We start from the raw sequence: 26,443 nt of genomic DNA on the forward strand, positions 1-26,443 counted from the left end.
CAGCTAACGGGTGCTTTAGTTCAATAAAAAAGTTGATTCCTTTGAAGTGTACCTCCGATTGTTAGACACAGTCTAACAATCCGAGGTGCACTTTTTTAATCTAAATTAATACTTTTAATAAAATCAAAATGAGTTTCATCAGCTAGTTTATCGATATAACCTGTTATATACAGATTTGCTTTCGATACTTCTGTATTCTTAAATTCAGAATAAAAATCAGGAGAAAATGATATTTCTAAAACAATACTATCCCCAGGTTTAATATTTAACTTATTACCTTTAGCTAACACTCTAAATGGATTGGTTGTTTGTCCAGAAACAGTAGGTGATTTAGGTAATGAAAACATAACATTATTTTGTGCAATAACATAATCGGTATTATTAGTCATTTTTATTTTATAAGATATTTCAGTGTTCATATTAATATTTTTAGAAATTAATTCATACACTATTCCATTTTCAATATCTGCTTGTTTAAAAGTAATATTATTTTTACTAGAACAAGCACTCAAAATAAAAAACAAAACCAATATGATTATTCCACATTCTTTTTTCATTGACCCATTACCCCCTATCAGTAAACACTATATTTCATTCTTTGCTACGTTTTTAACATATTGTTACTCTAGTAATATCAATAATCTTAACTCCAGGAATTTCTTCGTTTGATAATAAATTAATTGGTTTTTGTTGTTGTGTAATATCATTTGTAACTAAAGAATCCGCAGAAGCTGGAAAAGCTGATGTACTTAACATAGCAATCATTAAAGAAGATCCAATAAACAATTTCGCTTTGTTCATTACAACACCCCCTTCTTTCCAATTTTAATGGTATTATCCATTATTTTAAATTCCCCTAGTGTTTTTGAGTGTAAAAGTTCGACGTTGACGTGTCATAGTAGCATGCTCGCTTAATTTAAGTCTACCTTATTTTATCTATCCAACTTAGTATAGCCTATCCATTTATTAATAATATCAATCTATCAATAAATTACAATTACCTTAGATATCTGAATTTTCTATATATTAAAGGATGTTACTCAAACAACCTCGAATATTGTAATACAGTGAAACTTTAATCAGTGGGGGCTTTGTTCATCCCCCACTGATTATTAGCCCACAAATAGCGAGATAAACATACATAAGGAGGTTGATTTATTTTGTTTCGTTCATTTACAAATGGTTGCGTCGCCCTTGTGCAGCGCTTCTTGCCAGAACCGTTTATTTTATCATGCTTATTAACCGTTTTCGTTATCTTCTTCGGCATGTTTTCAACGCACCAAACACCGGTAGAAATGATTACACATTGGGGCAATGGCATTTGGGGATTGCTCGCCTTTTCTATGCAAATGGCTCTTGTACTCGTGACAGGATCTGCATTAGCAAACGCTCCTCTTATTAAAAAAGGATTAACGAAAGCAGCGAAACTACCGAAAACGAATGGACAAGGTATTATCGCTATTTCAATCGTAAGTTTACTAGGAGCATACATAAACTGGGGATTTGGTATTGTTGTCTCTGTTTTATATGCAAAAGAAGTCGCAAGACAGTTAGAAGGATTAGATTATAGGTTAGCAATTGCTTCTTCCTACTCTGGATTTCTCATTTGGCATGCAGGTCTTTCTGCTTCTATCCCTCTTACATTAGCAACAGGCGGCGAAACGTTAATAAAAACGACAGCTGGAAGTATTAAAGAAGCGATTCCAATAACAGAAACTTTATTCTCACCATATGCTCTCGTTCCAGTTATTATCTTTTTAATTACGATGCCTCTCATTAATAAAGCAATGCATCCAGATGAAAAACATACGATTACAGTAGATCCAAGTGTGTTCCATGAAGAAGCTGCAGCTCAAGAAGTAGAGCAAAAAACATTCGCTGAAAAAATGGAAAATAGTATGATTATTACACTTTGCATCGGGTTATTAGGTCTTATTTATATTTTTAACTATTTTAGTACGAAAGGCTTTAACCTTACACTTGATATCGTTATTTTTATGTTACTGATTGCCGGCCTTATTTTCCACCGTACTCCGATTCAATATATTCGCGCTTTCTCTGACTCAACAAAGAGTGCTTCAGGTATTTTACTTCAGTTTCCGTTCTATGCTGGAATTATGGGGATGATGATTGGAGTAAATAGTGAAGGTCTTTCGCTTGGAGGAGCTATTTCTACTTTCTTTATTAGCATTTCAAATGAAACCACATTCCCGCTCTTTACATTTTTAAGTGCTGGAATTGTTAATATTTTCGTTCCATCTGGAGGCGGTCAATGGGCAGTGCAAGCACCAATTATGATTCCAGCTGGCGCTGAACTTGGTGTACCTGCTGCGAAAACAGCAATGGCAATTGCATGGGGCGATGCTTGGACAAATTTAATTCAACCTTTCTGGGCATTACCGGCATTAGCGATAGCTGGTTTAGGCGCTCGTGATATTATGGGATTTTGTGTTGTCAACTTACTATATGCAGGATTTATCATTAGTCTATGTTTCTTATTTATTTAAACGGAAAGCTAGTTTTATACTAGCTTTTTTATATAATAAATCATTCGTTATCTATACAGCTTATTACCTTCCTCCACTCTACCTCTGCATGATTTAATGCTTCATATGTAAACAAATTTTCACACACTTTTTCAATCATATGAGGATTGTTCTTAAGGAAATTCCACTGCAATACTTTAGGAAGAAAATATGTTTCATATTCTTTACTTCCCTTTATTACCTCATCAACTTCTCTTTCACAAATCCCTCTTATTAAATACTCATTTCTTAATTGTATCTGAATTTGTTTTAACGTTTCACTACACTTCTTCAATTGGAGTAAACACTTAATATACGTACGAAAAAGTTCGTCATCATGTTTACAACACTTTATAATACGATCAATTTCATTCATAATGTACGAGCCGCTTCTTCTATTTGTAACAGCCATTTTTCACGCTTCGTTACTTTACTCGTTTTCACAGATTGAAAAGCAGAACGTTTTATATTGCGAATACCACAAAAACGTAAAACCCCTCTTTTCATCATAATCCAATCTGCTGATCTATATAATAGTGCTACGTACCATAACGGTGAGTCTAACGTATTAATAACCCACGCCTTCTTTCCTTTAAATAAGCCTTTCGGTAATGCCCCCTCATATTTATAAGCAAATCCAGCTACAAAAATACGATCGATAAATCCTTTTAAAATAGCGGGCATGCCCCACCACCATATCGGATATATGAATAGAAGAGTATCCGCTGCTTTCACTAATTCTCTATATCGCTCCGTCTCTTTTTCATTTAGTAAATCACGTCTTTTCTTCTCTTCATTAAATACAAGCACTGGATCAAATTGTTCTTTATATAAATCAAGTAGCGTAACAGAATGATTTGTTTCCCCAAGTCCTTTTTGCACATGCTCTAAAATCGCCGCGTTAAAACTTGAAGGACTAGGATGAGCGTATATAATTAATACATTCACTACAAAGCAACTCCCTTCTACAATTAAATCTTCCCTTTCTTTAACATCTTCTCTACGATTTGCACATTTTTCGAACTTTGTAACAAACGATTTAATACTGTTAGTAACTCTTCTTTTTCTAAACCGTTCAGTTTCTCTTTAACCGTACTCTCACCAGCACCTTGAATATCATAAACAACTGCCGCCATATGCTTACAAAAATTCTCATAAGGACACTCACAGCTACTTTCTGTAAAATCTTCAAGATCAATAATCACTTCATAATTCCCTGCATTTCCAGTAACGAAAGCAAATACTTTCTTGTCGTGTATTTCAACATCTTCTACATGTCCTTCTTCATAATATTCATGCCCTCTATCTATAATGTACTTTGGAATCCATTTCGTTATATCTTTTAATAAGTAAGCGTACATAACAACACCCCTTCCTTTAATTCCCTTTTGACTTCCAAAATCCTGCATGTTATTCTAATAACTGTCAAGTAGCGAGTCTACGTGACAAAACGACTGACACCTATTCGGCGAAGGTGTCTCTTTTCATTTGCAGCCGATATGAAGTGCCTCTTTCAGGCACATTCAATCTTTGACACTACACACTCAACACCATTCCCTTGTATCAGGCTGCTTAGCAGTCTTTTACACTACATACTTCAAAAAAAAGAGAGCTTAGCTCCCTTTTCCCGCTTTATAAAATACCCCTTTTTCAGCATAGCGATATTCATCATCAGCTAAAGTAATTTTCCCATCCAGTTTGAGTTCATCTAATAGTCTTGATAAATAAAATTGGTGTAACATTTTTTTAGTGAATTTTCCTTCATGATGCGAAACGATATGTTCTTGAATATCTAACAATGATATTGGCTTATCTTGCTCTATCATATATTCATAAACTGTACTACGCAGTTTTACGTATTTTTCGAGTGTCACAGTACTTCGCAACCCCTTTCTTCTTATTATATATTTTCGTAATCGGTTTTTTTGCAACAAAAAAACCTCTCCGATAAGAAGAAGTTACGTATATCTTCGTCTTATCTCCCAGAACAAATATGTTCTGCTGGAATTAGCACCTGCATCGCGGTTGCTGGGTTTCATCGGGCCAGTCCCTCCACCTCTCTGGATAAGAAAATATTCACTTTAAATTTAACTATACGTAATTTCATTATAATTGTCAAATAAATATAAAAATTATATTTTCTTCTTTATTGTTCATACTACAAATAGATGCACAAAAGGAGGCTACTACGTTGCAAAAGAATGCTCGTGGATACGTACAAGATTCTTTTCATTCCTTACAAGAAGCGAAACATTGTTTAGAAGATGCATTACAAACTGTTGAAGAAGATTTTAATCGCGCACGTATTGAACAATCCCTTTACGCTGTAGAACAAGCGTTACAAAGATGTGATTACACCGTTCACATTTTAGAACAAGAATGAAAACTTCCCATCAAAAGATGGGAAGTTTTTTTCAAACGGCATACTTCATCATTATTGCCGTTATGATTAAAAAATATACAGAGTTAACAATTTCTAAAATCCCTACTTTTAATATAGAAATCTTTTTGCCATACAACATAATGGCCCGAATTACACTTGGTACAAATATGAGTGAACACCATGGATTTATAGTAAATATGATTACCGTTAATACAATATGATATCCCCATGATATAAAACGATACTTCGGATTATTTTTTTCACGAATCATCGTTTTCACATAAAACGTACTTCCTAAAAAATATAGAAATGAAATAAGCGCAATGAATACTGCTGTTCTATCAATAAATTTCATTGAGAAATAATAACTTATTAAGCCACCTATACAAAACACTATAATCGCGCAAATGTCATTTAGTAATGCTCGTTCATTTTTTTGACGAGCGTAATACATATTTACAATAAACAATGGAATCATTAAAACTGCGAATAAAAGAATTCGCCATTCATATAATAAAGAAATCATCCCAAATACAAATGCAATGATAAAATAAACAATTGCAGCGTGTAGAAATTCTTTTTTTCGTCTTTGCCTTATGTACATAAGAAATGGATAAGTAGCTAAATAGATAAAGAACCAAGCTAAAAACAATGGGATATGATAAAAAGTAGGTTTACCAAGTAATACGCTTAATAGAAATGGTATGACAAGCATCGCCCATGCTCCATGTTGCTTCGGAATAACTAACTTCATTAACTATACACCTCCCTCTTGAAAATAGTTCTCACCTACTATTATACAAATAATCTCATATAAAAACGAAAGTATATTGAATCTATTTTTTGACAATAAAAAATGCTCCTTACAATACGTAAGAAGCATGAAAGAGGCAAACGAATATGTAAGTCGCGACCCTACCTTATATGAATATGCTTTTCTATGTCACCTTATGCGCATCTAATATACCGTATTTCTTTTTAAATCTTGTGAGGATCGTAATCCATGACGTACTAAATAACAGAAGGAAAATAACATTCGATATCGCGTGACTAAGATCGAAAGAAAAACTTGTGACATAGTAAGCAATAACTGTTTCCCACGTTGCTTCTTGTATAAAACCAAGAAGACCCCAGAAATTCATAATCCAGCCAAATAAAAATCCAACGACGAATCCGTACAACAGTCTTCCCCACAGCTTTTTCATTAAAAATGTATTACGTAATAGCCCAGCTATAAAACCAATCATGCCCCACGAGAACATTTGCCACGGAGTCCACGGACCTTGTCCTAAAAAAATATTAGATACAATAGCTGCCGTTGCCCCAATCATAAAGCCAGTTTCACTCCCAAAAACAATTGCAGAAACGATAATAACAAAGGAAGTCGGTTGTACACTTGGTAAAATAGAAAATGGTACCCGGCTAACTGCTGCAATCGCCGCTAACACAGCAACGATAACAATTTCACGTGAAACAAACGCCTTCCTTTCAAAACGGATATAGAAAGGTAACATAATAATAGCTAATAAAAACAAACTACTTACCATGTAATACCCGTCCATAATAAGAGTCGTAAAGAGTAGTGTACATATTACAACAGCAAAAATAAATATTATAAATGCAACATATCGTTTGGACACGCTTCGTACACATCCTCCCACGTTAATGCAAATGGCAATTCTCTACGGATGAATCGGTTAATAGATGTTGTATAAAAGAAGTTACCACTAAAGAACTCTTTCGGTGCATCATTCATAATGACTTTCCCGTCAAATAGCATCATACATTGATCAACGTATTTCGCTGCAAACTCAATATCATGCGTTGCCATTACAATTGTTGTACCTTCTTTTTGCAACTGTTTAAATAGCTCTCCTACTCTTTCCTTCTTCCATGGATCTAATCCTTTTGTCGGCTCATCCAGTAATAATAAAGTTGGCTTTGACAATAAAGTTGTACATAATGCGAGTAATTGTTGCTCTCCGCCGCTACAATCATGCGGATGGCGCTCTTTAAGCGAATCTAGCCAAAACTTTTCCAACATCTCTTCTGCTATTACTTTTCCCTCTTCGCCATATAATTCACGCGCGCGCTCATAAACCTCTTCCCATACTGTATCAAATGTAAAATGATAGTACGGATGTTGCGATACGTACCCTATCCTTTTAAATCGTTCTTTCGAATCAATTTTATGTATCACTTTTCCATTCCACTTTACCTTACCTCTTCTAGCTTTTTGCAATCCTGCTAAAATCGTTAACAGTGTAGACTTCCCGGTTCCATTTTTCCCAACTAGAGCTGCCCATTTTCCCTTTTCGATGTTTACTGTTAAATCTCGTAAAATAAGTGGACTATTTTTTTCATATTGAAAAGATATATGTTCTGCACTTAAAATTACTTCTTGCTTTTCATATTGTTCTACTTGCCCATTCCTATATGATATCTCTGAAAAATCATTCATTTTCATTTGCGCTTCTCGCACTGTAAATGGAATCTCTTTCACATTCCACTCTAAAAACAATCTTGGAATTTGCGGAATAAATGGACGGAACTTTTCTACTTCCCACATGTTCGCTATCACACTTTTAGGAATATCATCGTAAACAATTTTCCCGTTATTCATACAAACGACACGAGTCGCTAGCGACATCACTTCATCTAAACGATGTTCACTTAAAACTATCGTAATTCCAAGTTCTTCATTAATACGTTTTAATAATCCTAAAAACTCTTTTGCAGCAATCGGATCTAGCTGCGCTGTCGGTTCATCCAGTAATAATAACTTCGGTTGCATGACTAATACCGCGGCTAAATTTACTAGTTGTTTTTGACCACCAGATAAAGTATGAACAGATTGGTGCAATAAATCTTGAAATCCTAAAAAGCTAATGAGTTCCGCTATTCTTTTTTGAATAATATGTGATGGTAGCCCGATATTTTCTAAAGAGAATGCTAATTCTTGAATAACTGTATCCATTACGAGCTGATTTTCTGGATTTTGAAATACCATACCAATTTCTTGTGCAGATAATAAATCAGGTACATCTTCTAATAAAGCACCATCATAATATGTATGCCCAGAACGTGTGCCAATTGGAAGTAACTCCTTTTTAAAATGTTTCAATAAAGTTGTCTTCCCAGAACCAGAACCACCAGCAAGTACTATAAATTCTCCTTTTTGAACAGAAAGAGAAATATGCTGTAACGCTTCTTCATTTTCATCAGCATATATAAATGATAAATTCTTCATTTCTGCATGCGCCACCATATCCATTCCCTGCCTTCCATTACAATCGGTAAACTAATAAACATCATAAATAGGAAAAACATCATTCCATCGTATTGCTGGAACAGTATTGATTCCACTTTCGGATAAATGATCAATTTCCCTCCGCCATAATAACTAAATATGAACGAGGTTATAAATAGAATACTTAAATAACTTAGCGTGTACCAATCACGTCTTTCCATTCTATATCGAATATAAGTCGTACGCTTCGTTACACCAAATCCGCGAGCTTGCATAGAATCTGCTGTTTGTAGTGCATCTTCTAACGAACAAACTAATAATACTTGCAGTAATTGCATTCCATTTTTTATACGCTCAATGAGTGAACCTGAATCTAATTGTACACCTTTCGTTTTTTGGACGAGTGTAATTTTCTTTAATCGCCTAATAAATAAAGGAACAAATCGCACTGTAATCATCGTTAACAATGCTACTTTCGGTGAAATTCTTGAAAATAAATATAAAAATTTATGACTCGAAATAATATCGTTATAAGAAGCAAACGTAAACATAATCGCAACTAATAATAACCCCATAACAAGCCCAAACATAAATGCCTCAAGCTTAATCCGGCTATCTCCTAACCAGAATAAAGTAGTTGCACCTCTATGTGTTAATAAAGAATTAAATAGAATTACCATAAGAAAGAAAACGATTGTACCCGGTAACATCTTTCTTATCTTTTCGCTATTCCCTTGCATGATATTTATAATAACGATTAGTATAATCGCTCCAATTAAAAAAAGAGGATGAAGACACATCATACATAGTATCATCACCCCAATATAATAGAAAAAATTCACAAAAGGATGTAAAGAAGAAAAGCTTATTTTCATAGTCCTTTACCGAAGATCCTTTCTTAATTTAGTATACATACACCCATTCAACTGTATCTCCTGGTTTAACTGTAACTACACCAGCACTACGGTTCGGAAATGCACCGTTCACACGATATTTCCATCCACTATTATCATTTACGTCTTTTTCATATAAATTTTCAATACCTTTTACGTAAACATCTCCTTTAGAGCCCATTGCATCAACATCTAATCCTGTGCTCTTTAACACACTATACACTGTCTCGCCTTCTTGTACATCAACCTTTTTCGCACCTAATAAGTATCCTTCATGTCCTTTTACGGAAATAGTAACTTGTTTCGCTTGCGGTTTAGGTACTGGTACTGTATCTGGTTTTGGTGGTTCAGGTTTTGGTATTGTCGGAGTTGGTATGTTTTTCTCCTCTTTATTCGGGTCTACTTTTTGCTCCTGCTTTGGTGTTTCTTTTGGCTGATTAACAACCTTTGCTTCTTCTTTTACTTCTGGCGCTTTCGGTGGCTGTGGTTTCTCTTCTTGTACTTTTTGTTCCGGTTGTTTATTTGCAGCAGGCTGTTCCTTTTGTTTCTCTTCTTTCTTTACTTCAGGTTGTTCCTGCGCTTTTTCTTCTTTCGGTTTCTCTTCTACTTTTTGTTCTTGTTTGTCTTTCTGCTCTTCTTGTGGTTTCTGTTCCGGTTCAGCTTGTTTCTCTTCCGGTTTCGTTACATCTTTTTGTTCTTCCTGTTTCGCTACTTCTTTTTGCTCTTCTTGCTTCGGTTCTACCTTCTTCTCAGGCTTTACAGCCGTTTCTTCACATCCGGCTAATAATCCCAATGAAAGAACTAAAGAAATGAACCATTTCATCTTACTCATGCTGCCCCTCACCTTTCATAATAAAGTGAAACTTTAATGAGTGGAGATTTTCTTCATCTCCACTCATTATTAGCCATCACCTTTTATAATAAAATTAGGAGCAAATAGATTGCTCCTAATTTTTGTTAAGCTGCTTTACGTCTCCATAATACATATGCAGAAGCGATACATAATACACCCATACCTACTTGTGTAGCTGCACTATGAGAAGATGCTCCTGTTTGTGGTAATTGATTCTTATTCTTATTTGTTTCTTTATTAACTCGGTCGTTATCTACAACAACTTTTAGATTTTCATCTTTTGGTTGTTTTTGTAACTCTTCTTGTTGTTTCGGTTGTTCTACAACTTCTTTTTCTTCTACAGTTGGTTCTGGTTCTACAATTGGTTTCGTATCGATTTCATTCTCTACTACATTTGACCAATCATAAATCGATTTTCCAAGCTCTTTAAACTGAAGTAAAGCTAAAAATGCTTGCTCTGTAGCCATTCCACTACCGTTTTGATCACTTGGTAACCATTTGAACTCACCATTTGGAAGCTGATATGACATTAAATTTTGTACTGCTTTATTAAGACGATTATGATCTACATCTTTAACTAACGATAGTCCAATAATTGCTTGTGCAGTACTATTAGAATTCTCTTGTCCATCAGCGGCAAAACCACCATTGTCTAACTGCTGCTTGTATAAATAATCCACAGCTTTTTGAATAGTTGGCTTAACGTCTTGTTGTTCTTGATAAGGAGCTAATGCTGCTAATACCATACTTGTTACATCAACGTTACTAGCACTTTCTTTACTACTTGAACTATCATATGTCCAGCCACCATCTGTATGTTGCGCTTGTAAAAGTGCTTGTACTAAAGCAGCTCGATTCCATTTCGCTTCAACTGGAACCTCATATTTCTTTGTATCTAATGCAAGTAATGTAAATGCGTATCCTGTAACGGAATTCACTTTATCTGATTCAAATAAATTTTGCACTAAATTTTGTCCCTCTACCTTTGTAGGATCTACGTTCATTGCATTCATCATAATAATCGTTCTAGCTAAATCTGTTGCTGAAAAACGATTTAAACGCTTCTTAACCTTTTCAGCTACTGGCTTAACATAGTTTATTTTCGTTTCAAGTGGAACATTTACACCTGAACGAGCAAGTCCCATCGCAACCCAATCGCTACCAATTCCATCTTGTAACATCTTTTCTGATGTTTTAGAAATCGCTTCGTTTAATTGTGATGCTGGAATTTCGACTTTCTCTTGCTTTGGTTGTTCTGGTGTTTTATCTTCTAGTTTTGGTTCCTCTGGTTTACCATCTGTTTTTTCTGATTTCGGTTCTTCTGGTTTTGGTTCCTCTGGTTTACCATCTGGCTTTTCTGTTTTCGGTTCCTCTGGTTTACCGTCTGGTTTTTCTGGCTTTGGCTCTTCTACAGTTTTACAAGTGCCAAATTTATCTAACGTTTGTTGCAATGTTTCTTGACTCATATTACTCCAGTCTGCAACGTAACGAAATGCAACAACATCCCCAGATTCTAATTTATAACTATCCGCCCCAACTTCTGCAGATTTGTCATTTACATCATACAACCAACCGCTCGTTGCTCCGGCCATTAATCCATCGATGCCCTTTATATACGTTCCAAATGACATACTTTCAGATGTTACCTTGTCACCCATAACTTTTTGTAGCAAACTAAAAGCTGTTTCTCCATCTTCAATGGAAACTTCTTTTGGACATAACATAATTCCTTTTTGTGATTCACCAATAATTGCAAGTTTCGCTGTCTTTCCTTCAGCAAACGTAATATGTACTGTATTCGCAAAAGAAACAAATACAAGTGCCACTGCCATTAATGATGTAAGCAGCCATTTCTTTAACATTGCCATCCAAAAATTCCCTCCCTTTACTAACATTCACACAAAAAAAGACCCTTTAAGGGCGTGCGATTGACACTCTCTTTTTGTAAGTGTCGAACAAAATGCACAACACCTCCTACCCGCATTATTCGCGGTTATATTTGTATAGGAAAAATAATTTCGTTTATGAACGCACCATTGTGATAACATTCACTTTTCTAGGCAAAATTTACTTCCAATCAAGTTATCCCGCTATTCGCCGAGCAGTAAGACCCCCACCTCAAATTCAGCGAAAGCAAAGAAGTTAGGTGGGGATCAACTGCCCGTAAATGCCCGATTGGTTCAACTAATAATCAGTGGGGATGAACAAAATCCCCACTGATTAAAGTTTCACTTTATCGTAAAACGATAAACCTATACATTCGTAAATTTTAAATTTCTGTATTATTTTACTATTGACAAAGAATTTTGTCCATGATTTATCGGATTTATTTTCTAAGAATAATAGCTTAATAAGCTTCCATTAATAGAAGTCATCCCTCACTATGTAAGCTTTTATCACTAACAATAATTCCATCTTCATCTACATAAACATATTCATTCGGTTTCCATTCGACTTCACCAAATTGCAATGGAATATTTCTTTCTCCTTTTCCTTCTTTTATACTTCTATTTGGCATCGTCCCCAATGCTAAAATACCGATATTAATAGTTTTTAGCTCCCTAGAATCACGAACATACCCATTTACAATAATTCCTGCTAAGTTTCTTTCTTCCGCAATAGCTGCTAAATTATCCCCGAGTAACGCACAATTTTTAGAAGCTCCACCATCAACAACTAATACTGTTCCTTCCGGCAGTGTTTGTAACCCTTCTTTTACTAGTACATTATCATCCTTCACTTTTACCGTTGCGATTTTCCCATAGAATTGTTCTTTCTTTCCATAAGATTGAAAAGACTGGCGACATATTTGTAATTCCTGTTCAAATTCATCACATAGATCCGTAGTTTTCCACATCTCTTTCCCTCTTTTCTTTTCCTTTTATATTACATATTCTTGGATTTTTTTCGTTTCCCTGTCTAATGTTGCAATAATTTGTATGTGCGGTGAAAGTCATATACAAATGAAGGAAAATAAAGCTTACCACTTGAAACTATTGCTTTAAGTAAAAAGCTTTATTATAATCTATTTCACGAAATAAAATTCAGAAAATTAAAAATTAACCAAGTGAAAGAAGGAGGGATTTCATGCAACTACAAACCGAGACGAAAAAACAGCCTAGTCAATCAAAATTTAAAATGCCTGATGCGTACGTTTTATTATTTTTTATCGCTTTACTTTGTGCAATCGCTACTTATTTTGTTCCTGCTGGAGAATTCAAAAGAGTTACAAAAGGGGCCATTACAACAACAATACCAGGAAGCTATCATTCTGTTCCTCAATCTCCTGTAGGATTTGTTTCTTTTTTTACCGCTATTGAAAAAGGAATGACACTTGCTGCTCCTATCATCTTTTTAATTTTATTTACAGGTGGAGCCATTGCAATTCTCGAAAAAACAGGTGCTCTTGATGGTCTAATCTATCATGTTATTAACAAATTTCGTAATCAGCAATTACTTTTCATTTGTATTGTCGCAGCACTCTTTTCCATTCTTGGAACGACTGGCATTATCGTTAACTCAGTTATCGGCTTTATCCCCATCGGCATCATCGTTGCACGCACATTAAAATGGGACGCTATCGTCGGCGTAGCAATTATTTATTTAGGCACTTATGCTGGTTTTAATGCTACTATACTATCTCCCTCACCTTTAGGTATTTCACAAAAAATCGCTGAACTTCCGATGTTTTCCGGGATTGGTTTACGTATAGCAATCTATATATCTTTTTTACTTGCTACAATTCTTTATATTAATTGGTATGTAAAACGCTTAAAGAAATCGAAGAAAGGAAGCATTCTCGGCGACAACTGGTTTCCAAGTAATGCTCTTTCAAGTAGGGAAGAAACGCAGAAAACAGAAGTTCCTTGGACAATGCGCCATAAATTAATTTTACTCGTTTCAGCTTTATCATTAATTGTATTTTTAATAGGAGCTTTTCGGCTACATTGGACGGATGCAGAAATGACCGCTACTTTTATTTTCATAGCAATTGCAGCAGGAATCATAGGTGGCATGAAAGCAAACGATATCGCCTCTACTTTTCTAGTAGGTTGCCAAAAACTTATATACGGTGCGTTAATCGTCGGAATGGCTCGTTGTATTTCAGTCATTTTAGAACAAGGAAAATTGCTGGACACAATCGTTAACCAACTAGCACAGTCTCTCGAAGGACAAAGCCCTGTATTTGCTGTTATCGGCATGTATGTAAGTAGTGCTGCATTACATTTCCTCATTTCATCAGGTACAGGTGAATCTGTTATTTTCATTCCGATATTAGCTCCATTAGCTGATTTCATGCACATTACACGTCAAGTTACAGTACAGGCTGTTATGCTCGGAGAAGGCGTAGTAAACTGCTTAAATCCAACTTCCGGTGTTTTAATGGGTGTCCTCGCTGCGAGCGGCATTTCTTACGGAAAATGGATTCGATTTATGGCTCCACTTGCATTCATTTGGTTTATCATTGGACTAGTTTTTCTTATTGTTGGAGTGAATATTGAGTGGGGGCCGTATTAAAAAATTCATCACATACTTAACTTGATGAAGAAGCAATAACCTTTCCTAAAAACATCTCTTTCCATCGATTATGACCCAAAATACAAAGTGAAATTTCACTCAACGAAGAAATTAGAAAAATGGATTGTTATTGAGATTCTATTTTTTTCGGTTAAAACGTCTATCCTATTCTCCCCTTCACTCCTATGAAAACCATTTGTTCTAGCATAAACATAAGAAGGGATTGATCATAATGATCAATCCCTTCTATCAAAGTATAATACCTTTAAACATCTTAGTTCCAAATTTTATTCACCCATTCAGGATGATCAATAAAAGGATTGCGATTATGTTGATATTTTGTAAAAATCACTTCATTACGCTTTCGCTCTAAATCATCGACCGGGTCTTGCTCATTCCATTTTAGTAAAACAGATAGTTTCCCCATGTATGGATCTTTATTGTTATTCACCTTTTCATTTAGTTCTAAGTCTATTTCGCCGTTGTCTCCTTCGTAACGAACAGCCATGTAAAACAGCATTCTAGCAATATCTCCTTTTACATTATCACGAGGTTCCCAAGAATCACTATCATATTTACATTCCGTCGCTTCCGAATGGTTCACACCACCATTATCAAAATCCAGATTTCCACGTGAACTATTTACAGATACATCCGTCGCTCTTAAATGATGCAGATCTGTTCCAGGTCCTGCAGCCGTTCCAAAATCACCGTGAGATTTTGCCCAAACATGCTCTCGGTTCCAGTTATCAACTCCTGAACCATTCGTAAATTTCCCTTGCGAACGCCCAGTATATAAGAGTAACACATTATTTTTATTATTTGGATCTTCATCAGTATCTCTTAGCGCTTCCCAAACCGCACTGTATGATATCTTTGTATGATTATCAATAACATTATGAAGTTCCTTCTTTAATTCTAAACCCGTTTTTCCCATAGCGTTATTATAATATGTATCGTCATAGTTTTTTACAGTAATCTCTTGTGCTGAAAACGTATCTACTTGTGAAGATGCAGAAACTACTTCACCATGTATGATATCTGTGAATGATAGAGATGCAGAGCCTAAAATAAAAAATGAAGATAGTGTAACCATAGCAAGTTTTATATTTCGGAACTTCATATACCCATTTCCCCTTTAAAATATAATTTGAATTGATTAATCAAAAGAGCCAATGTACATAGTTTCTTTTTTATACTGCTCTCCTAAATTTCAGTTTCATCAATTACATCAACAATTTCACTTTTCACAAAGAATATTCTTCTCTAGTACAGACTACTAAACTATTCTCTTACAGTAAAAAGTAGTTTAATGATAACTTATAAATTTCTATTTTTTTATGCAATTATACATATTTGATGAATCGTTCATAAAAACATTTTAAATAAAAAAGCTCATTTCTTATCTTTTTTAATAAGAAACAAGCTTTTCTTTTCCAACTACTATTCCTAATATAGGTCTATCTGTCTCGGAAACTTTTGGAGTTACTTGACGTTTATGTTGAGAACTGAACTACCTTTATTTATTTGGCAACGAATCTATATACTTTTTAACTACTTCATATACATATTCTTGATTTGCCGCTGCTGTATTTGGGTTGTATTTTCCGCCGTTTGTTTTATTGTTAGATAATACTCGAATCCCTAAGAATGGTACGTCATAAGCTTTTGCGATTTGCGCTGCGGCAGCGCCTTCCATTTCTTCTACAGATGTACCGTATTTTGTATGGAACCACTTCATTCTATCAACTTCGTTATTCCAAACATCTGCTGAACCTATAGTACCTTCCACCACTTTACCTTTTGTATATTTATCTTTTACTGCATTAGCTGCTGCAAGTAAATCCTTATCTCCCTCGTAGTATCGGATTTTCTCAGCATTTGGATCTTCTCCTGCACTCCCTTCAGAAGCCATTAAGTCCATAGATATCCATTTTGTCGGTTCAATCCCTTGGTTCTCATCCATATTTGTTGTTTTTAATGAACCTATATTCGCGACTTGTTTTCCTAAAACAATATCAAATACGTTTAAATTAGGATCATGTCCACCTGATGTTCCTTGGTTAATAATCGCTATAGGCTTATATTTTTCAATAGCCACTGCTGTAGCGGCTGCTGTATTTTCCATTCCTTTACCTGTTTTCGCAACGATTACAGGATAATTGTCTACAGTTCCTTTATAAAATACAAAAGTTCCAGACTTTTCTTCTTTCACATTTTTTAACCTTTTTGCAAATTTTTCAGCTTCTATTGGCATTGGCCCTTGAATTAAGATAGGGTTTGGATTGCTTTTTGCCTCAGCTACTTGTTTTGAACTAGCATTACATCCTGCAAGTATTGAGAATGACAATGCGATAGTAGTTGCTAGGGAAGCATATTTTTTAAACAGGTTTTTCTTCATAAATAATCTCTCCTCTTTCTCTTGTTGTTTCATATACTCGGGGTTTGGTCCAAAGAAAAAAGTTCTAGAAATCGTAGAAGAATCTCTACTTTCTAGAACTACGGCAGTCAAAGTTAATTAAGCAAAAGATGAGGACAATGCAAAATTATAGATCGGTAGCGCTCCATACAGAAAGCGACCGAATACTTTAACCCGTAGTCCAGTTCTTTCATTGGGAACTAGGTAGAAACGCTCGGACCATATTACCGAGTATATACGAGTGATGTTATTCAAAATTATTATATTGATAATATAACAAACTATTAGTGTACACGCAATATAAAAGTGAACATTTTTAATAAAAATAATAACAATGTTCGTTTTTAAAACTTAAATCATTAGGGTTTTTTATTTTAAAATGGATAACGACGCTAAAAAACTTATAACCCATATACTAAACTAGATTAACCTACAACAACCGATCTTTTACAGACAATTACTCTCCCTTCCAACTTCCTCACCTTCGCCTAATATTGAGCTGAGAGTCTTACTGCCCGCATATTGCGAAATAAAATGCGTATCCATCCAATTCACAATAATTTCTTCCAGCTTCGGATGAAGCGGCTTATCTGCACCTTCCGCATAAATCTTTTTAAATTCTAACGCTTTAAAATCACCTTCAAAATATTTTAAGGTATGATCCATATTTTTTATTACATATACTTCAGAATCACCCTTAACATAATTACCAATTCGCTTCGCTTTTTCAGGATTTGTCTGAAAGTCTTTATCACCAGCAATTGCTAGTACTGGACATTTTACTTTCATTAAATCTTTATAAATGTCATGCTGAAAATGCTCTCTAAGCCATTTTGCATTCATTGGCTTAAAACCAATTTTAACAATATCTTTTTTGGAGTTTATCATTTTCTCTGTTGCTTTTTGCGCCTGCTTTTCTCCCCGTTTCTCAATATTGAGAAGACGCATTAACTTTCCTTTTATTCCTTTTTGCTCTTTTAACTCTTTATAAATAATCTCTCTTTGTCTTTTAGTAGCTTCTTCTAACGATTCCGCAGCTCCTGTAAGAAGTATGAGTCCATTAACTGGTGTTCTTGCGTTTACTACAGTCGCTAACATACACCCTTCACTATGACCAGCTAAAATGATATTTTCCGGATCAACAAATGGTTGCTCTTTCAAATACGCAATAACAGCTTCTATATCGGATACTAAATCCCACATCCCAGCTTTCATAAATTCACCCTCACTGGCTCCAACACCACGTTTATCAAAACGTAATGTAACTACTCCGAGGTTTGTAATCAGATGTGCCAAGTCTTTATACATATTCCCTTTCATATTCAGTGGCACTATCGTTCCATCACGATCAACTTCTCCAGATCCAGCGATAATTACAACAGCAGCATACTTCCCATCATCTTTCGGCTTTGTAATCGTACCACGCAAAGTTATTTCACTATTTATCGCTACTTCATATTCATCAAAGACCATAATTTTGTCCTCCCTCTATTCTTTTATATCCAATTTGAATTTCAAACTCGCTATCATATTTTTATACTCTAGTAAGTCTTTCATCGATGCGAAAATCGGGTTCTCTGCAATACTTTGTAGCATACTCCGCTTTATAATCTCTTCATTTCTAACCGTTTTAGCGCCAAGCGGAAATTCTGCAAACCATCCATCAATTGCATCAAAATATGAATCGCCGTGTAAATGCAGGCTATTTACTGTAAAACTAGCTGCACAAACTGCTGCATACTTCCGTAGCATTTCTAATGCACGTTCAAAATTTTCTTGCATACAATATACTTGTGCAGCAGCATAGTATACTTTTAAAGTCATATTAGGATGTAGTTTTTCTATTTCATACATGTCTATTAACATAAAAGCTCTATTTAAAATTACCTCTACCTTTTCAGCGCTTGAGGCATTTACTACTACATAATTCGGTATTGTTGCAACGAGTTGTATTAAATGTTGGTACATACTAATTTGCATAATTTCATTCGCCTTTTCAGTATTTCCAAGCATTTGATACGCCTGCGCGATCAAATCTTCCTCTGGAACTTTAGGACGTATCGTTCCGCCAAGCAATTGCAACACTTCATTTGGTCTATTGAGTATAAGATAGCAAGTTGCTTTAAACGATACCGCCTCTTTCACAAGAGAAACATCATCACTTTCTCCCTGCACCCTGCTAAAGAGATACATTGCCTCTTCTAAAATTTCAATTCTTCTATCCATATCCTCTGTTAACATGTGGTGATTAATAAAAAGTATTCCCATTTGAATTAATAATGGAAAACAAGAATAATATTTTTTTGTCACTTCCCTGCACTCCATCATTACTTCATCAAACGGCTCTTCACTAAAAGCTTCCGCTAGTCTATGATATAAATTTTTAATATCTTCCTGTTCCATTTGTGGTGTATAACAGATTAGTTCATCTATACTTATGTTAAAGTACGATGCTAACAGTGGCAAAAATGTAATATCCGGATAACTCTGCCCCGTCTCCCATTTGGAAACAGATGCTTTCGTAATACCGATATAAGCCGCTAACTCTTCCTGCGTAATTCCCTTTTCTTTTCTCTTATCCGCAATGATTTTATGAATATGAATCTCTCTCACTGTATCACCTCATACTTTTATTATATGTTCTTCATTCCACACAAAATATGGATTTAAAGTCGACTTTCGTTAACAAAATCAACTGTTAGGAAACATCCATCTAAAATAAAAAGAAGTTCCATAAAATTAGAACTTCTTTTTCTATGTATACTTATTTCGTTATTTCACCAAACTGCGCTCTCGTCACTTTCGCCAAGTCATCCACTTTCAGCTCAATTTGCACGCCAATTTTCCCGCCGCTTACAATTATCGTTTCAAGTGATTGGGCGCTTTCATCAATACATGTAGAAAATAACTTCTTCATTCCTACTGGTGAACAACCGCCGCGAATATACCCTGAAACTTTCGTAATATCTTTAACAGGAATCATTTCAATCTTCTTTTCACTTACTGCTTTTGCGGCTGCTTTTAAATTGAGTTCCTCATCTACTGGGATAATGAACACATGATAATCTTTACTATTCCCTTGAGCGATTAACGTTTTATATACTTCTCTCACTTCTCGTCCAATTTTCTCAGCTACTGATACGCCATCAATTTTCCCATCGTCTGGATCATATGACATCATCGAATATTCAATTTTTTCTTTATCTAATATTCGCATCGCATTTGTTTTATCTTTTTTCATAATGTTCTCCTTAAAAGGTTATTTCATATCATTAAGTTTTCTTATATTATACACTCTTTTCCATTTCTCCTACATAACTTCACGTATATTTCAAAACTAAAAATATTGATAATTCAAAAATCATCTGATATAATTTGGAAAAACTTATATTAAGGAGAGATTTCTTATGCATACTTTTAATACTTCTTTCCAACTTCATCATCATACGTAACGCCGTGTATCCGAAGAAAAATTTTTCTTCGTGGGTACAGGGCTTTTCCTGTTGACCCACGAAGCGTTCATAAAGCTATGTGGGTATTTCTATACCTGCATAGCTTTTTTTAATTTAAAAGAGGAGTGATTACAATGGAAATGAAAAATGTAAAAGGAACAAAAGACTATTTACCAGAGGAACAAGTGCTGCGAAATAAAATTAAAAGAGCGTGTGAAGATACATTTGAACGATATGGATGTAAGCCTTTAGAAACACCAACGTTAAATATGTATGAACTTATGTCATATAAATACGGTGGTGGTGATGAAATTTTAAAAGAAATATATACACTTCAGGATCAAGGAAAACGCGAGCTTGCCTTACGTTACGATTTAACAATTCCATTCGCCAAAGTTGTCGCGATGAACCCAAATATCCGCCTTCCTTTTAAACGATATGAAATTGGAAAAGTATTTCGAGATGGTCCGATTAAACAAGGAAGATTTCGTGAATTCATTCAATGTGATGTTGATATAGTTGGTGTAGAGTCTGTCATGGCAGAAGCTGAACTCATGAGCATGGCATTTGACCTATTCCGAACGTTAAACTTAGAAGTAACGATTCAATATAATAACCGAAAATTATTAAATGGTATTCTCCAGTCTATTAACATCCCTACTGACTTAACGAATGACGTAATTTTATCATTGGATAAAATCGAAAAGATTGGGATTGATGGTGTACGGAAAGATGTATTGGAGCGTGGAATTTCTGTAGAAATGGCCGATACAATATGTAATACCGTCTTATCTTGCCTAAAACTTACTATTGCCGACTTTAAAGAAACTTTCAATAATACACTTGTTACCGATGGAGTAAACGAATTGCAACAATTACAGCAATACTTACTCGCTCTCGGAATAAATGAAAATACAATATTCAATCCGTTTTTAGCAAGAGGACTCACAATGTATACAGGCACTGTGTATGAAATCTTTCTAAAAGATGGCATGATTACATCTAGCATCGGTAGCGGTGGTCGTTACGATAATATTATTGGAGCCTTCCGTGGTGATAATCTGAGCTATCCAACAGTCGGTATTTCATTCGGTTTAGACGTCATTTATACAGCTCTATCACAAAAAGAAACAACATCATCTACAGCGGATCTATTTATCATCCCACTTGGGACAGAATTACAATGCTTACAAATTGCAAAGCAATTACGTAACACTACTTCATTAAAAGTTGAACTCGAACTAGCAGGACGCAAATTAAAGCGTGCCCTTAATTATGCAAATAAAGAGAATATCCCTTATGTGCTTATAATTGGTGAAGACGAAATTACTACTGAAACCGTTGTGCTGCGCAATATGAAAGAAGGTACTGAATTGAAGATTCCCCTTTCTTCCTTGGAAAATAACACATTTAATAACTATATATAATAAGTGCCACCCTCATTTGGGTGGTTTTTTTAGTGAATAAGTAAAAAACTAATTAGTTTACATAATAATATTATTGTGACAATCGGATGTGAATCACACAAACATATTTAGGAGGACTTAACTTTGAGGGCAATCGTAAAAACATTGAAGTGTACTACAGGTATCTCTCATCTTTTATTAATTCCTTATTATTTACTTCAAGGAATAGTTGACTTATACGAGATACCGTTTCTTATAATAATTACTTTACATATCATCACTATTGTATTAGCTAAAAAGGCAAGCATGAAAGCCTTTGCTAATTATATAGGAATCTTGGCTATTCTAGTTGCTTTCTTTCCCTATATACAAATCGCTATACATATTATAGCGTCGATTTTCCTTCTATTAGATGCGGCTTCCACAAACACAAAAGAAGTTTATGATTCATAGTGGATTGAAAAGCAGAAATTAGAGAAAGATTTTTCAAACATATACAAAAAAAGAGGGCAGATATGCATCTCCCTCCTTTGTCTAACTATTTTTATTATTATTCTTGTTCTTGCTCGTCCATAATCTTCTCAAACGCCGCAGATACTTTTTCAAATTCCTCGTCATTCTCTATGTATGAGAATTCATTATCTTCTTCTACTTTTAAAAAGAAGATATCAATGTCTTCCTCGGTTTCTGTTTGAATGTCTTCAACAAAGGCAACCGCAATGTATTCTGCTCCTTCGACATCCATCGCTCCAAGCACTTCAACTTCCTGTTCTTCATTATTCTCATCTGTAAGACTAAAAATTTCGCCTACTTCAATTGCTTCCATATTCATTCTCCTCCTATCATACTCTAAAAAATAAAACGTTCAAATTACACACTTACTAGCATATCTTTCCATAAAAAAGTTGAATTCATACAGAAAGAACAACAAATTCTTGCTGATTCAGCAAAAGTATTCAACTATAAGGATATCATTTATGAATAGGAATGAACATATTTTAAATTAGATACTTGGATTAATTAATTTAAAATCCTCCTTTAGATTTCCGAAAGACCTCCATGTTCCATAATGATTCTTTCATATAGGTAGCAGGCATGCCACCTTTCAATCTGTAAGTAAATACTAAAATGGTACCTCATACCCTGATTCGTTTCCGTACGTTTTTAGGATGAGAGATAAATCCTTCTATATAAACTAAAGAGACTTATGTAGTAATTCCAATACATCTTTCATCGCAAAAGGACCATCTTTTTTTACATGCTCCGCAAATTCAGAAACGAGACGTAATGTTTTCACACTTTCGATTGGATGATCCCCTGACGCACTTTCAGCAGAAAGCATAACAGCATTCGTTCCGTCCAATACAGCCTGAAATACATCAGTCACCTCAGCTCTTGTAGGAATAGAGTGATCTACCATAGATTGAAGCATTTGTGTCGCTGTAATTACATATGTATTCGTTCGATTGCACTCACGAATCATCATTTTTTGTAACAGTGGAATAAATTGATACGGCAATTCCACACCTAAATCTCCCCTTGCGATCATAATGCCATCCGCTTCTTTGCATATGTCTTGAAAATTCTCGATTGCTTCCATCGTTTCTATTTTTGCAATTAAACTTGGGGCAGTTTCTTTATGCTCTTGTATAAAATCCCGTATTTTCTTTATATGACAAGGTTTTCGAACAAAAGAACACGCAATAAAATCAACATTCTCTTCTAAAAGAAACTGAATATCTTTTTTATCTTTCTCTGTAATAGCTGGCAAACTAACAATTGCACCTGGTAAGTTTACCCCTTTATGAGAGGCAATATTTCCACCTGTTTTTATCCTCGTTTCTATTTTTTCCGCACTTATCTTTTCAACAATTAACTCAACTTCTCCATCATTAATAAGAATCCTACTTCCAACTTTCACGTCATTCGCAATCCCTACATAATCAACACTTGCTTCTTCTTTATTCCCTTCAACTGGATTGGTATGTAAAATAAATAACTCCCCTGCTTCAAGTATAATTTGTTCCTCTTTCATTTCGCCCAATCTTATTTTAGGACCTTGTACATCCCCTAGAATTTTAATAGAATCGTCTAACGATTTTACTAAACGCATGATTGTTTTATGACTTTCATGCGTGCCATGTGATAAATTCAACCGAACAATTTTCATGCCATTATTTATTAACTGAGCTAATGTTTCTTTATTATTACTTGCTGGCCCAATTGTACAAACTCGATCAATTGTCATTTTCCCACCATCCTTTTTTAAATTTTTCCCATAAAGTGAAACTTTAATCAGTGGGGGTTTTGTTCATCCCCCACTGATTATTAGCCTTCACCAATCGGGCGTTTACAAGCAGCAGGGCTCCGACCTAACTTCTTTGCTCCAGCCGAATTTTGAGGTGGGAGTCTTACTGCCCGCAAATAGCGGGATAAAATAAAAAGAAGATTCTTTTTATAGGAAAGACCGTACAACTAAGAGTGTAAAGAGGTTTTATGTGATGAGAATATTTTGCTGAAGAAGTAGCTTAAATTTAACTTTTTGACTCAATCGTTATTGTTAGTTTCATGACAATAGGGAACTACTAACAATATTAAAACATCAAAACCTTGTTTACATATGAACGTTAGATTGGGATGTCGAAAACAACCAATGGAGGAACCACAATGACTACTCTTCGTAAAAAAATAATGGGACTAACATTAGCGGGAACGGTAGCACTAGGTTCATTAGCAGCAGGAATCATGATGAACGATAACGAGGTAAAAGCTGAGGTAAAAAACGCAGGAAAGCAACTCCCAAATGTAATTTTCATGGTTATAGATGGGACAAGTTCTTCGGCTACAACATTAGCCCGGTGGTATAAAGGTTCACCTCTTGCACTAGATCAAATTGTATCCGGAGGTGCTCGTACGTATTCAGCAGAATCGGCTATTACGGACTCTGCACCGGCTGCCACAGCTTTAGCGACAGGAAATAAATCCAATTCAGGCTACGTGGGCGTATTACCTTCTGTTATAAATTCACCTGGCTTAGAACCAATTAAAGAAGACTGCAAGTTTCGTCCAGTTGCCAACGTCTTAGAAGGCGCAGAACGTTCGGGCCGCGCGACAGGAATCATTGCTACATCAGAAATTCAGCATGCTACTCCGGCTAGTTTCTCTGCCCACCATGCTAACCGTAAGAATTTTGAAGTAATTGGTGAACAGCAAGTTTATCAAAATATAGAAGTTGTATTAGGTGGTGGAAAGGCAGCACTTCAGCCTACGACAAGCAATGGAATTCGTAAAGACAACGAAGATTTAGTAAAAGTGATTCAGGACAAAGGGTACGACTTTGTCGAAACAAAAGATGCATTATTAAACTCCAAATCAAATAAAATCTGGGGTTCTTTCTCTAATACTTCCCTTGCGTTCGATATGGATCGTGAAGCAAACCATCCTGCACAGCCAACTCTTTCCCAAATGACGAGAAAAGCAATTCAAACATTATCAAAAGATAAAGATGGTTTCTTCTTATTCGTAGAAGGCAGTAAGGCAGATTGGGCAGCCCATGCAAATGACCCAATTGGGATGATTAGCGATGTATTGGCGTTTGATGATGCGGTTACAGAAGCATTAACATTTGCGAAGAAAGATGGTAACACTATGGTCATTGCTTTAGCGGATCATGGTAATAGCGGTATTTCCATTGGTAACAGCAATACCACAAAAGGATATGATACCACACCAGTATCGGCCTACATTGCCCCACTGAAAAAGGCGAAAATGACACTTGAAGGTGCTACAAATAAACTAAAAGATAATTTATCTAATATAAAAGAAGTAGCTGCTCTTTACGGTTTAGACAACCTAACTGATGATGAAAGAGAAAAGTTGAAAACTGCACATAAGAAAGCTGATGTAGGTCCAATCCTTACTAAATTATTGGCTAACCGTGCGAACATCGGTTTTACAACTGGTGGTCATACGGGTGAAGATGTATTCTTGTACTCTTACGGTCCTCAAAAGCCATACGGTTTAGTCCAAAATACTGACATTGCGAAAATAATGGCCAAAGCAATGGGATTTCAATTAGGAGAAATAACTAACAAATTATTCTTAGATGCTGAAACAGCCTTTAAACAAATTGGTGCAATTGTAACGATTGACAAAAAAGATGCACTAAACCCGGTGCTTGTAGTAAAACGCAATAATACGGAGGCAAAATTGTCTGTTAATAAAAACATTATCTGTATCGGGGGGAAAGATTATGAATTAGGAAGCATCGTTGTAGAAAGCAACGGGAAATTCTATGTACCTGAAAAAGCTATTCAACTATTCTTAAGACACTCTCACTAAATTAAAAAAGAATTAAAAAGATTAAAACCTAATATCACTCAAAGAATGTTAACACTTCAACTTAGAGAACTTGAAGCAGATGGTATCGTACATCGAGAGGTATACGGTGAAGTGCCCCCTAAAGTAGAACATTCGTTAACTGAACTTGGCGAATCACTTCGTCCAATGATCCTTTTAATGATGGAATGGGCAACTCATAATATGGAGCAGGTTTTGGAAAGTAGAAATAACATTAAATAGTATTTAAAACCTGTAATTAACTATTACAAACAACTCAAAAAAAGATTGCCTCTTAAGATACAGGCAATCTTTTTTCTTTTTTCAAATATGAAATTTATGTTTTTGCAGCCTATCTCCATCAAAGAGTTATTTCTGTTTTGTCATTTTCCGCTATAAAACATAT

General features: G+C 35.1%; 26 protein-coding genes, 1 pseudogene and 2 riboswitches. Of the genes and pseudogenes, 7 read left to right on the top strand and 20 right to left on the bottom strand.

The window, feature by feature from the left end:
- Positions 1–95: 95 nt before the first annotated feature.
- Together FT637_RS19505 and FT637_RS19510 are read right to left on the bottom strand one after the other, a co-directional pair.
- Entirely contained in the window at positions 96–557 is a 462-nt protein-coding gene (locus tag FT637_RS19505) for a hypothetical protein (protein ID WP_193647705.1), read from the bottom strand.
- Positions 558–609: 52 nt separating this feature from the next.
- The gene (locus FT637_RS19510) at positions 610–801 is read right to left on the bottom strand and encodes a hypothetical protein (RefSeq protein WP_227493873.1); all 192 of its coding nucleotides are present in this window, start codon (positions 799–801) and stop codon (positions 610–612) included.
- A 359-nt stretch (positions 802–1,160) separates the two neighbouring features.
- On the opposite strand from FT637_RS19510, the gene FT637_RS19515 reads away from it, so the two are divergent.
- Positions 1,161–2,507: a short-chain fatty acid transporter gene (locus FT637_RS19515; protein WP_193647706.1), complete on the top strand. Its 1,347-nt coding sequence runs from the start codon at positions 1,161–1,163 to the stop codon at positions 2,505–2,507.
- Between the two features lie 40 nt (positions 2,508–2,547).
- Here FT637_RS19515 and FT637_RS19520 read toward each other — a convergent pair whose 3' ends face one another.
- From FT637_RS19520 to FT637_RS19535, 4 genes are all read right to left on the bottom strand, one after another.
- Positions 2,548–2,901 carry a group-specific protein gene (locus FT637_RS19520; RefSeq protein WP_193647707.1) on the bottom strand — a complete coding sequence of 118 codons (354 nt, stop codon included), beginning with the start codon at positions 2,899–2,901 and terminating at the stop codon, positions 2,548–2,550.
- The gene (locus tag FT637_RS19525) at positions 2,898–3,473 is read right to left on the bottom strand and encodes an NAD(P)H-dependent oxidoreductase (protein ID WP_193647708.1); all 576 of its coding nucleotides are present in this window, start codon (positions 3,471–3,473) and stop codon (positions 2,898–2,900) included. Before FT637_RS19525 ends, FT637_RS19520 begins: the two co-directional genes overlap by 4 nt.
- Before the next feature lie 23 nt (positions 3,474–3,496).
- A complete protein-coding gene (locus FT637_RS19530) occupies positions 3,497–3,886 on the bottom strand; it encodes an SWIM zinc finger family protein (protein ID WP_193647709.1) in 390 nt (129 codons plus the stop codon).
- Positions 3,887–4,138: 252 nt separating this feature from the next.
- Positions 4,139–4,459, bottom strand: coding sequence for a hypothetical protein (locus FT637_RS19535; protein ID WP_227493874.1), 321 nt, complete (start codon positions 4,457–4,459; stop codon positions 4,139–4,141).
- Positions 4,460–4,497: 38 nt separating this feature from the next.
- Positions 4,498–4,596: riboswitch (SAM riboswitch) on the bottom strand.
- 120 nt (positions 4,597–4,716) lie between these two features.
- On the opposite strand from FT637_RS19535, the gene FT637_RS19540 reads away from it, so the two are divergent.
- Complete coding sequence (locus tag FT637_RS19540; protein WP_002137285.1) at positions 4,717–4,908, top strand: hypothetical protein; 192 nt, start codon at positions 4,717–4,719, stop codon at positions 4,906–4,908.
- A gap of 31 nt (positions 4,909–4,939) precedes the next feature.
- Here the strand turns inward: FT637_RS19540 and FT637_RS19545 are convergent, their stop codons facing one another.
- The 7 genes from FT637_RS19545 to rraA form a co-directional block, all read right to left on the bottom strand.
- A complete protein-coding gene (locus tag FT637_RS19545; protein WP_193647710.1) occupies positions 4,940–5,662 on the bottom strand; it encodes a YwiC-like family protein in 723 nt (240 codons plus the stop codon).
- Between the two features lie 184 nt (positions 5,663–5,846).
- Entirely contained in the window at positions 5,847–6,548 is a 702-nt protein-coding gene (locus FT637_RS19550; protein ID WP_193647711.1) for an ECF transporter S component, read from the bottom strand.
- A complete protein-coding gene (locus tag FT637_RS19555) occupies positions 6,521–8,182 on the bottom strand; it encodes an ABC transporter ATP-binding protein (RefSeq protein WP_193647712.1) in 1,662 nt (553 codons plus the stop codon). The genes FT637_RS19550 and FT637_RS19555 overlap by 28 nt, the downstream gene beginning before the upstream one ends.
- Positions 8,155–9,033 carry an energy-coupling factor transporter transmembrane component T gene (locus FT637_RS19560; RefSeq protein WP_193647713.1) on the bottom strand — a complete coding sequence of 293 codons (879 nt, stop codon included), beginning with the start codon at positions 9,031–9,033 and terminating at the stop codon, positions 8,155–8,157. The genes FT637_RS19555 and FT637_RS19560 overlap by 28 nt, the downstream gene beginning before the upstream one ends.
- A 28-nt stretch (positions 9,034–9,061) precedes the next feature.
- Positions 9,062–9,883: a DUF4430 domain-containing protein gene (locus FT637_RS19565; protein WP_193647714.1), complete on the bottom strand. Its 822-nt coding sequence runs from the start codon at positions 9,881–9,883 to the stop codon at positions 9,062–9,064.
- A gap of 125 nt (positions 9,884–10,008) precedes the next feature.
- Positions 10,009–11,772, bottom strand: a complete 1,764-nt coding sequence (locus FT637_RS19570) for a DUF4430 domain-containing protein (RefSeq protein ID WP_193647715.1) — start codon at positions 11,770–11,772, stop codon at positions 10,009–10,011.
- Positions 11,773–12,275: 503 nt separating this feature from the next.
- Positions 12,276–12,761 carry a ribonuclease E activity regulator RraA gene (rraA, locus tag FT637_RS19575; RefSeq protein WP_193647716.1) on the bottom strand — a complete coding sequence of 162 codons (486 nt, stop codon included), beginning with the start codon at positions 12,759–12,761 and terminating at the stop codon, positions 12,276–12,278.
- Between the two features lie 230 nt (positions 12,762–12,991).
- Between rraA and FT637_RS19580 the strand changes: the two genes are divergently transcribed.
- Positions 12,992–14,422, top strand: coding sequence for a YfcC family protein (locus FT637_RS19580; protein WP_193647717.1), 1,431 nt, complete (start codon positions 12,992–12,994; stop codon positions 14,420–14,422).
- Positions 14,423–14,696: 274 nt separating this feature from the next.
- Here FT637_RS19580 and FT637_RS19585 read toward each other — a convergent pair whose 3' ends face one another.
- The 5 genes from FT637_RS19585 to ybaK form a co-directional block, all read right to left on the bottom strand.
- Complete coding sequence (locus FT637_RS19585; protein WP_193647718.1) at positions 14,697–15,545, bottom strand: endonuclease I family protein; 849 nt, start codon at positions 15,543–15,545, stop codon at positions 14,697–14,699.
- 396 nt (positions 15,546–15,941) lie between these two features.
- On the bottom strand, positions 15,942–16,823 hold the full coding sequence (locus FT637_RS19590; RefSeq protein ID WP_193647719.1) for a 5'-methylthioadenosine/S-adenosylhomocysteine nucleosidase: 882 nt from the start codon (positions 16,821–16,823) through the stop codon (positions 15,942–15,944).
- Between the two features lie 175 nt (positions 16,824–16,998).
- A riboswitch (purine riboswitch) is annotated at positions 16,999–17,102 on the bottom strand.
- 186 nt (positions 17,103–17,288) lie between these two features.
- Complete coding sequence (locus FT637_RS19595) at positions 17,289–18,314, bottom strand: alpha/beta hydrolase family protein (protein ID WP_193647720.1); 1,026 nt, start codon at positions 18,312–18,314, stop codon at positions 17,289–17,291.
- A 15-nt stretch (positions 18,315–18,329) separates the two neighbouring features.
- Positions 18,330–19,454, bottom strand: a complete 1,125-nt coding sequence (locus FT637_RS19600) for a helix-turn-helix domain-containing protein (protein WP_193647721.1) — start codon at positions 19,452–19,454, stop codon at positions 18,330–18,332.
- Positions 19,455–19,605: 151 nt separating this feature from the next.
- Positions 19,606–20,082 (bottom strand): Cys-tRNA(Pro) deacylase, encoded by a 477-nt coding sequence (gene ybaK / locus FT637_RS19605; RefSeq protein ID WP_193647722.1) that lies wholly within the window; start codon positions 20,080–20,082, stop codon positions 19,606–19,608.
- Positions 20,083–20,427: 345 nt separating this feature from the next.
- Here ybaK and FT637_RS19610 point away from each other — a divergent pair, with 345 nt between their 5' ends.
- The gene (locus FT637_RS19610; RefSeq protein ID WP_193647723.1) at positions 20,428–21,720 is read left to right on the top strand and encodes a histidine--tRNA ligase; all 1,293 of its coding nucleotides are present in this window, start codon (positions 20,428–20,430) and stop codon (positions 21,718–21,720) included.
- Between the two features lie 123 nt (positions 21,721–21,843).
- Entirely contained in the window at positions 21,844–22,152 is a 309-nt protein-coding gene (locus FT637_RS19615; RefSeq protein ID WP_193647724.1) for a hypothetical protein, read from the top strand.
- 97 nt (positions 22,153–22,249) lie between these two features.
- Here FT637_RS19615 and FT637_RS19620 read toward each other — a convergent pair whose 3' ends face one another.
- Both FT637_RS19620 and FT637_RS19625 read right to left on the bottom strand, forming a co-directional pair.
- The gene (locus FT637_RS19620) at positions 22,250–22,531 is read right to left on the bottom strand and encodes a DUF1292 domain-containing protein (RefSeq protein ID WP_002013967.1); all 282 of its coding nucleotides are present in this window, start codon (positions 22,529–22,531) and stop codon (positions 22,250–22,252) included.
- 363 nt (positions 22,532–22,894) lie between these two features.
- Complete coding sequence (locus tag FT637_RS19625) at positions 22,895–23,947, bottom strand: pyruvate kinase (protein ID WP_193647725.1); 1,053 nt, start codon at positions 23,945–23,947, stop codon at positions 22,895–22,897.
- Positions 23,948–24,366: 419 nt separating this feature from the next.
- Here FT637_RS19625 and FT637_RS19630 point away from each other — a divergent pair, with 419 nt between their 5' ends.
- Together FT637_RS19630 and FT637_RS19635 are read left to right on the top strand one after the other, a co-directional pair.
- Positions 24,367–26,040, top strand: a complete 1,674-nt coding sequence (locus tag FT637_RS19630; protein ID WP_193647726.1) for an alkaline phosphatase — start codon at positions 24,367–24,369, stop codon at positions 26,038–26,040.
- Between the two features lie 9 nt (positions 26,041–26,049).
- Positions 26,050–26,280 (top strand): annotated as a pseudogene (locus FT637_RS19635) (winged helix-turn-helix transcriptional regulator); the annotation flags it as partial.
- Positions 26,281–26,443: the final 163 nt, after the last annotated feature.

Source organism: Bacillus cereus (assembly GCF_015071065.1).
GTDB lineage: Bacteria > Bacillota > Bacilli > Bacillales > Bacillaceae_G > Bacillus_A > Bacillus_A cereus_BA.

Bases quoted from the DNA above. Each gene is read 5' to 3' on its own strand.
- FT637_RS19505 (WP_193647705.1), bottom strand. From the start codon at position 557: ATGAAAAAAGAATGTGGAATAATCATATTGGTTTTGTTTTTTATTTTG.
- FT637_RS19510 (WP_227493873.1), bottom strand. From the start codon at position 801: ATGAACAAAGCGAAATTGTTTATTGGATCTTCTTTAATGATTGCTATG.
- FT637_RS19520 (WP_193647707.1), bottom strand. From the start codon at position 2,901: ATGAATGAAATTGATCGTATTATAAAGTGTTGTAAACATGATGACGAA.
- FT637_RS19530 (WP_193647709.1), bottom strand. From the start codon at position 3,886: ATGTACGCTTACTTATTAAAAGATATAACGAAATGGATTCCAAAGTAC.
- FT637_RS19545 (WP_193647710.1), bottom strand. From the start codon at position 5,662: ATGAAGTTAGTTATTCCGAAGCAACATGGAGCATGGGCGATGCTTGTC.
- FT637_RS19555 (WP_193647712.1), bottom strand. From the start codon at position 8,182: ATGGATATGGTGGCGCATGCAGAAATGAAGAATTTATCATTTATATAT.
- FT637_RS19560 (WP_193647713.1), bottom strand. From the start codon at position 9,033: ATGAAAATAAGCTTTTCTTCTTTACATCCTTTTGTGAATTTTTTCTAT.
- FT637_RS19565 (WP_193647714.1), bottom strand. From the start codon at position 9,883: ATGAGTAAGATGAAATGGTTCATTTCTTTAGTTCTTTCATTGGGATTA.
- FT637_RS19570 (WP_193647715.1), bottom strand. From the start codon at position 11,772: ATGGCAATGTTAAAGAAATGGCTGCTTACATCATTAATGGCAGTGGCA.
- rraA (WP_193647716.1), bottom strand. From the start codon at position 12,761: ATGTGGAAAACTACGGATCTATGTGATGAATTTGAACAGGAATTACAA.
- FT637_RS19580 (WP_193647717.1), top strand. From the start codon at position 12,992: ATGCAACTACAAACCGAGACGAAAAAACAGCCTAGTCAATCAAAATTT.
- FT637_RS19585 (WP_193647718.1), bottom strand. From the start codon at position 15,545: ATGAAGTTCCGAAATATAAAACTTGCTATGGTTACACTATCTTCATTT.
- FT637_RS19590 (WP_193647719.1), bottom strand. From the start codon at position 16,823: ATGAAGAAAAACCTGTTTAAAAAATATGCTTCCCTAGCAACTACTATC.
- FT637_RS19595 (WP_193647720.1), bottom strand. From the start codon at position 18,314: ATGGTCTTTGATGAATATGAAGTAGCGATAAATAGTGAAATAACTTTG.
- ybaK (WP_193647722.1), bottom strand. From the start codon at position 20,082: ATGAAAAAAGATAAAACAAATGCGATGCGAATATTAGATAAAGAAAAA.
- FT637_RS19610 (WP_193647723.1), top strand. From the start codon at position 20,428: ATGGAAATGAAAAATGTAAAAGGAACAAAAGACTATTTACCAGAGGAA.
- FT637_RS19620 (WP_002013967.1), bottom strand. From the start codon at position 22,531: ATGAATATGGAAGCAATTGAAGTAGGCGAAATTTTTAGTCTTACAGAT.
- FT637_RS19625 (WP_193647725.1), bottom strand. From the start codon at position 23,947: ATGACAATTGATCGAGTTTGTACAATTGGGCCAGCAAGTAATAATAAA.
- FT637_RS19630 (WP_193647726.1), top strand. From the start codon at position 24,367: ATGACTACTCTTCGTAAAAAAATAATGGGACTAACATTAGCGGGAACG.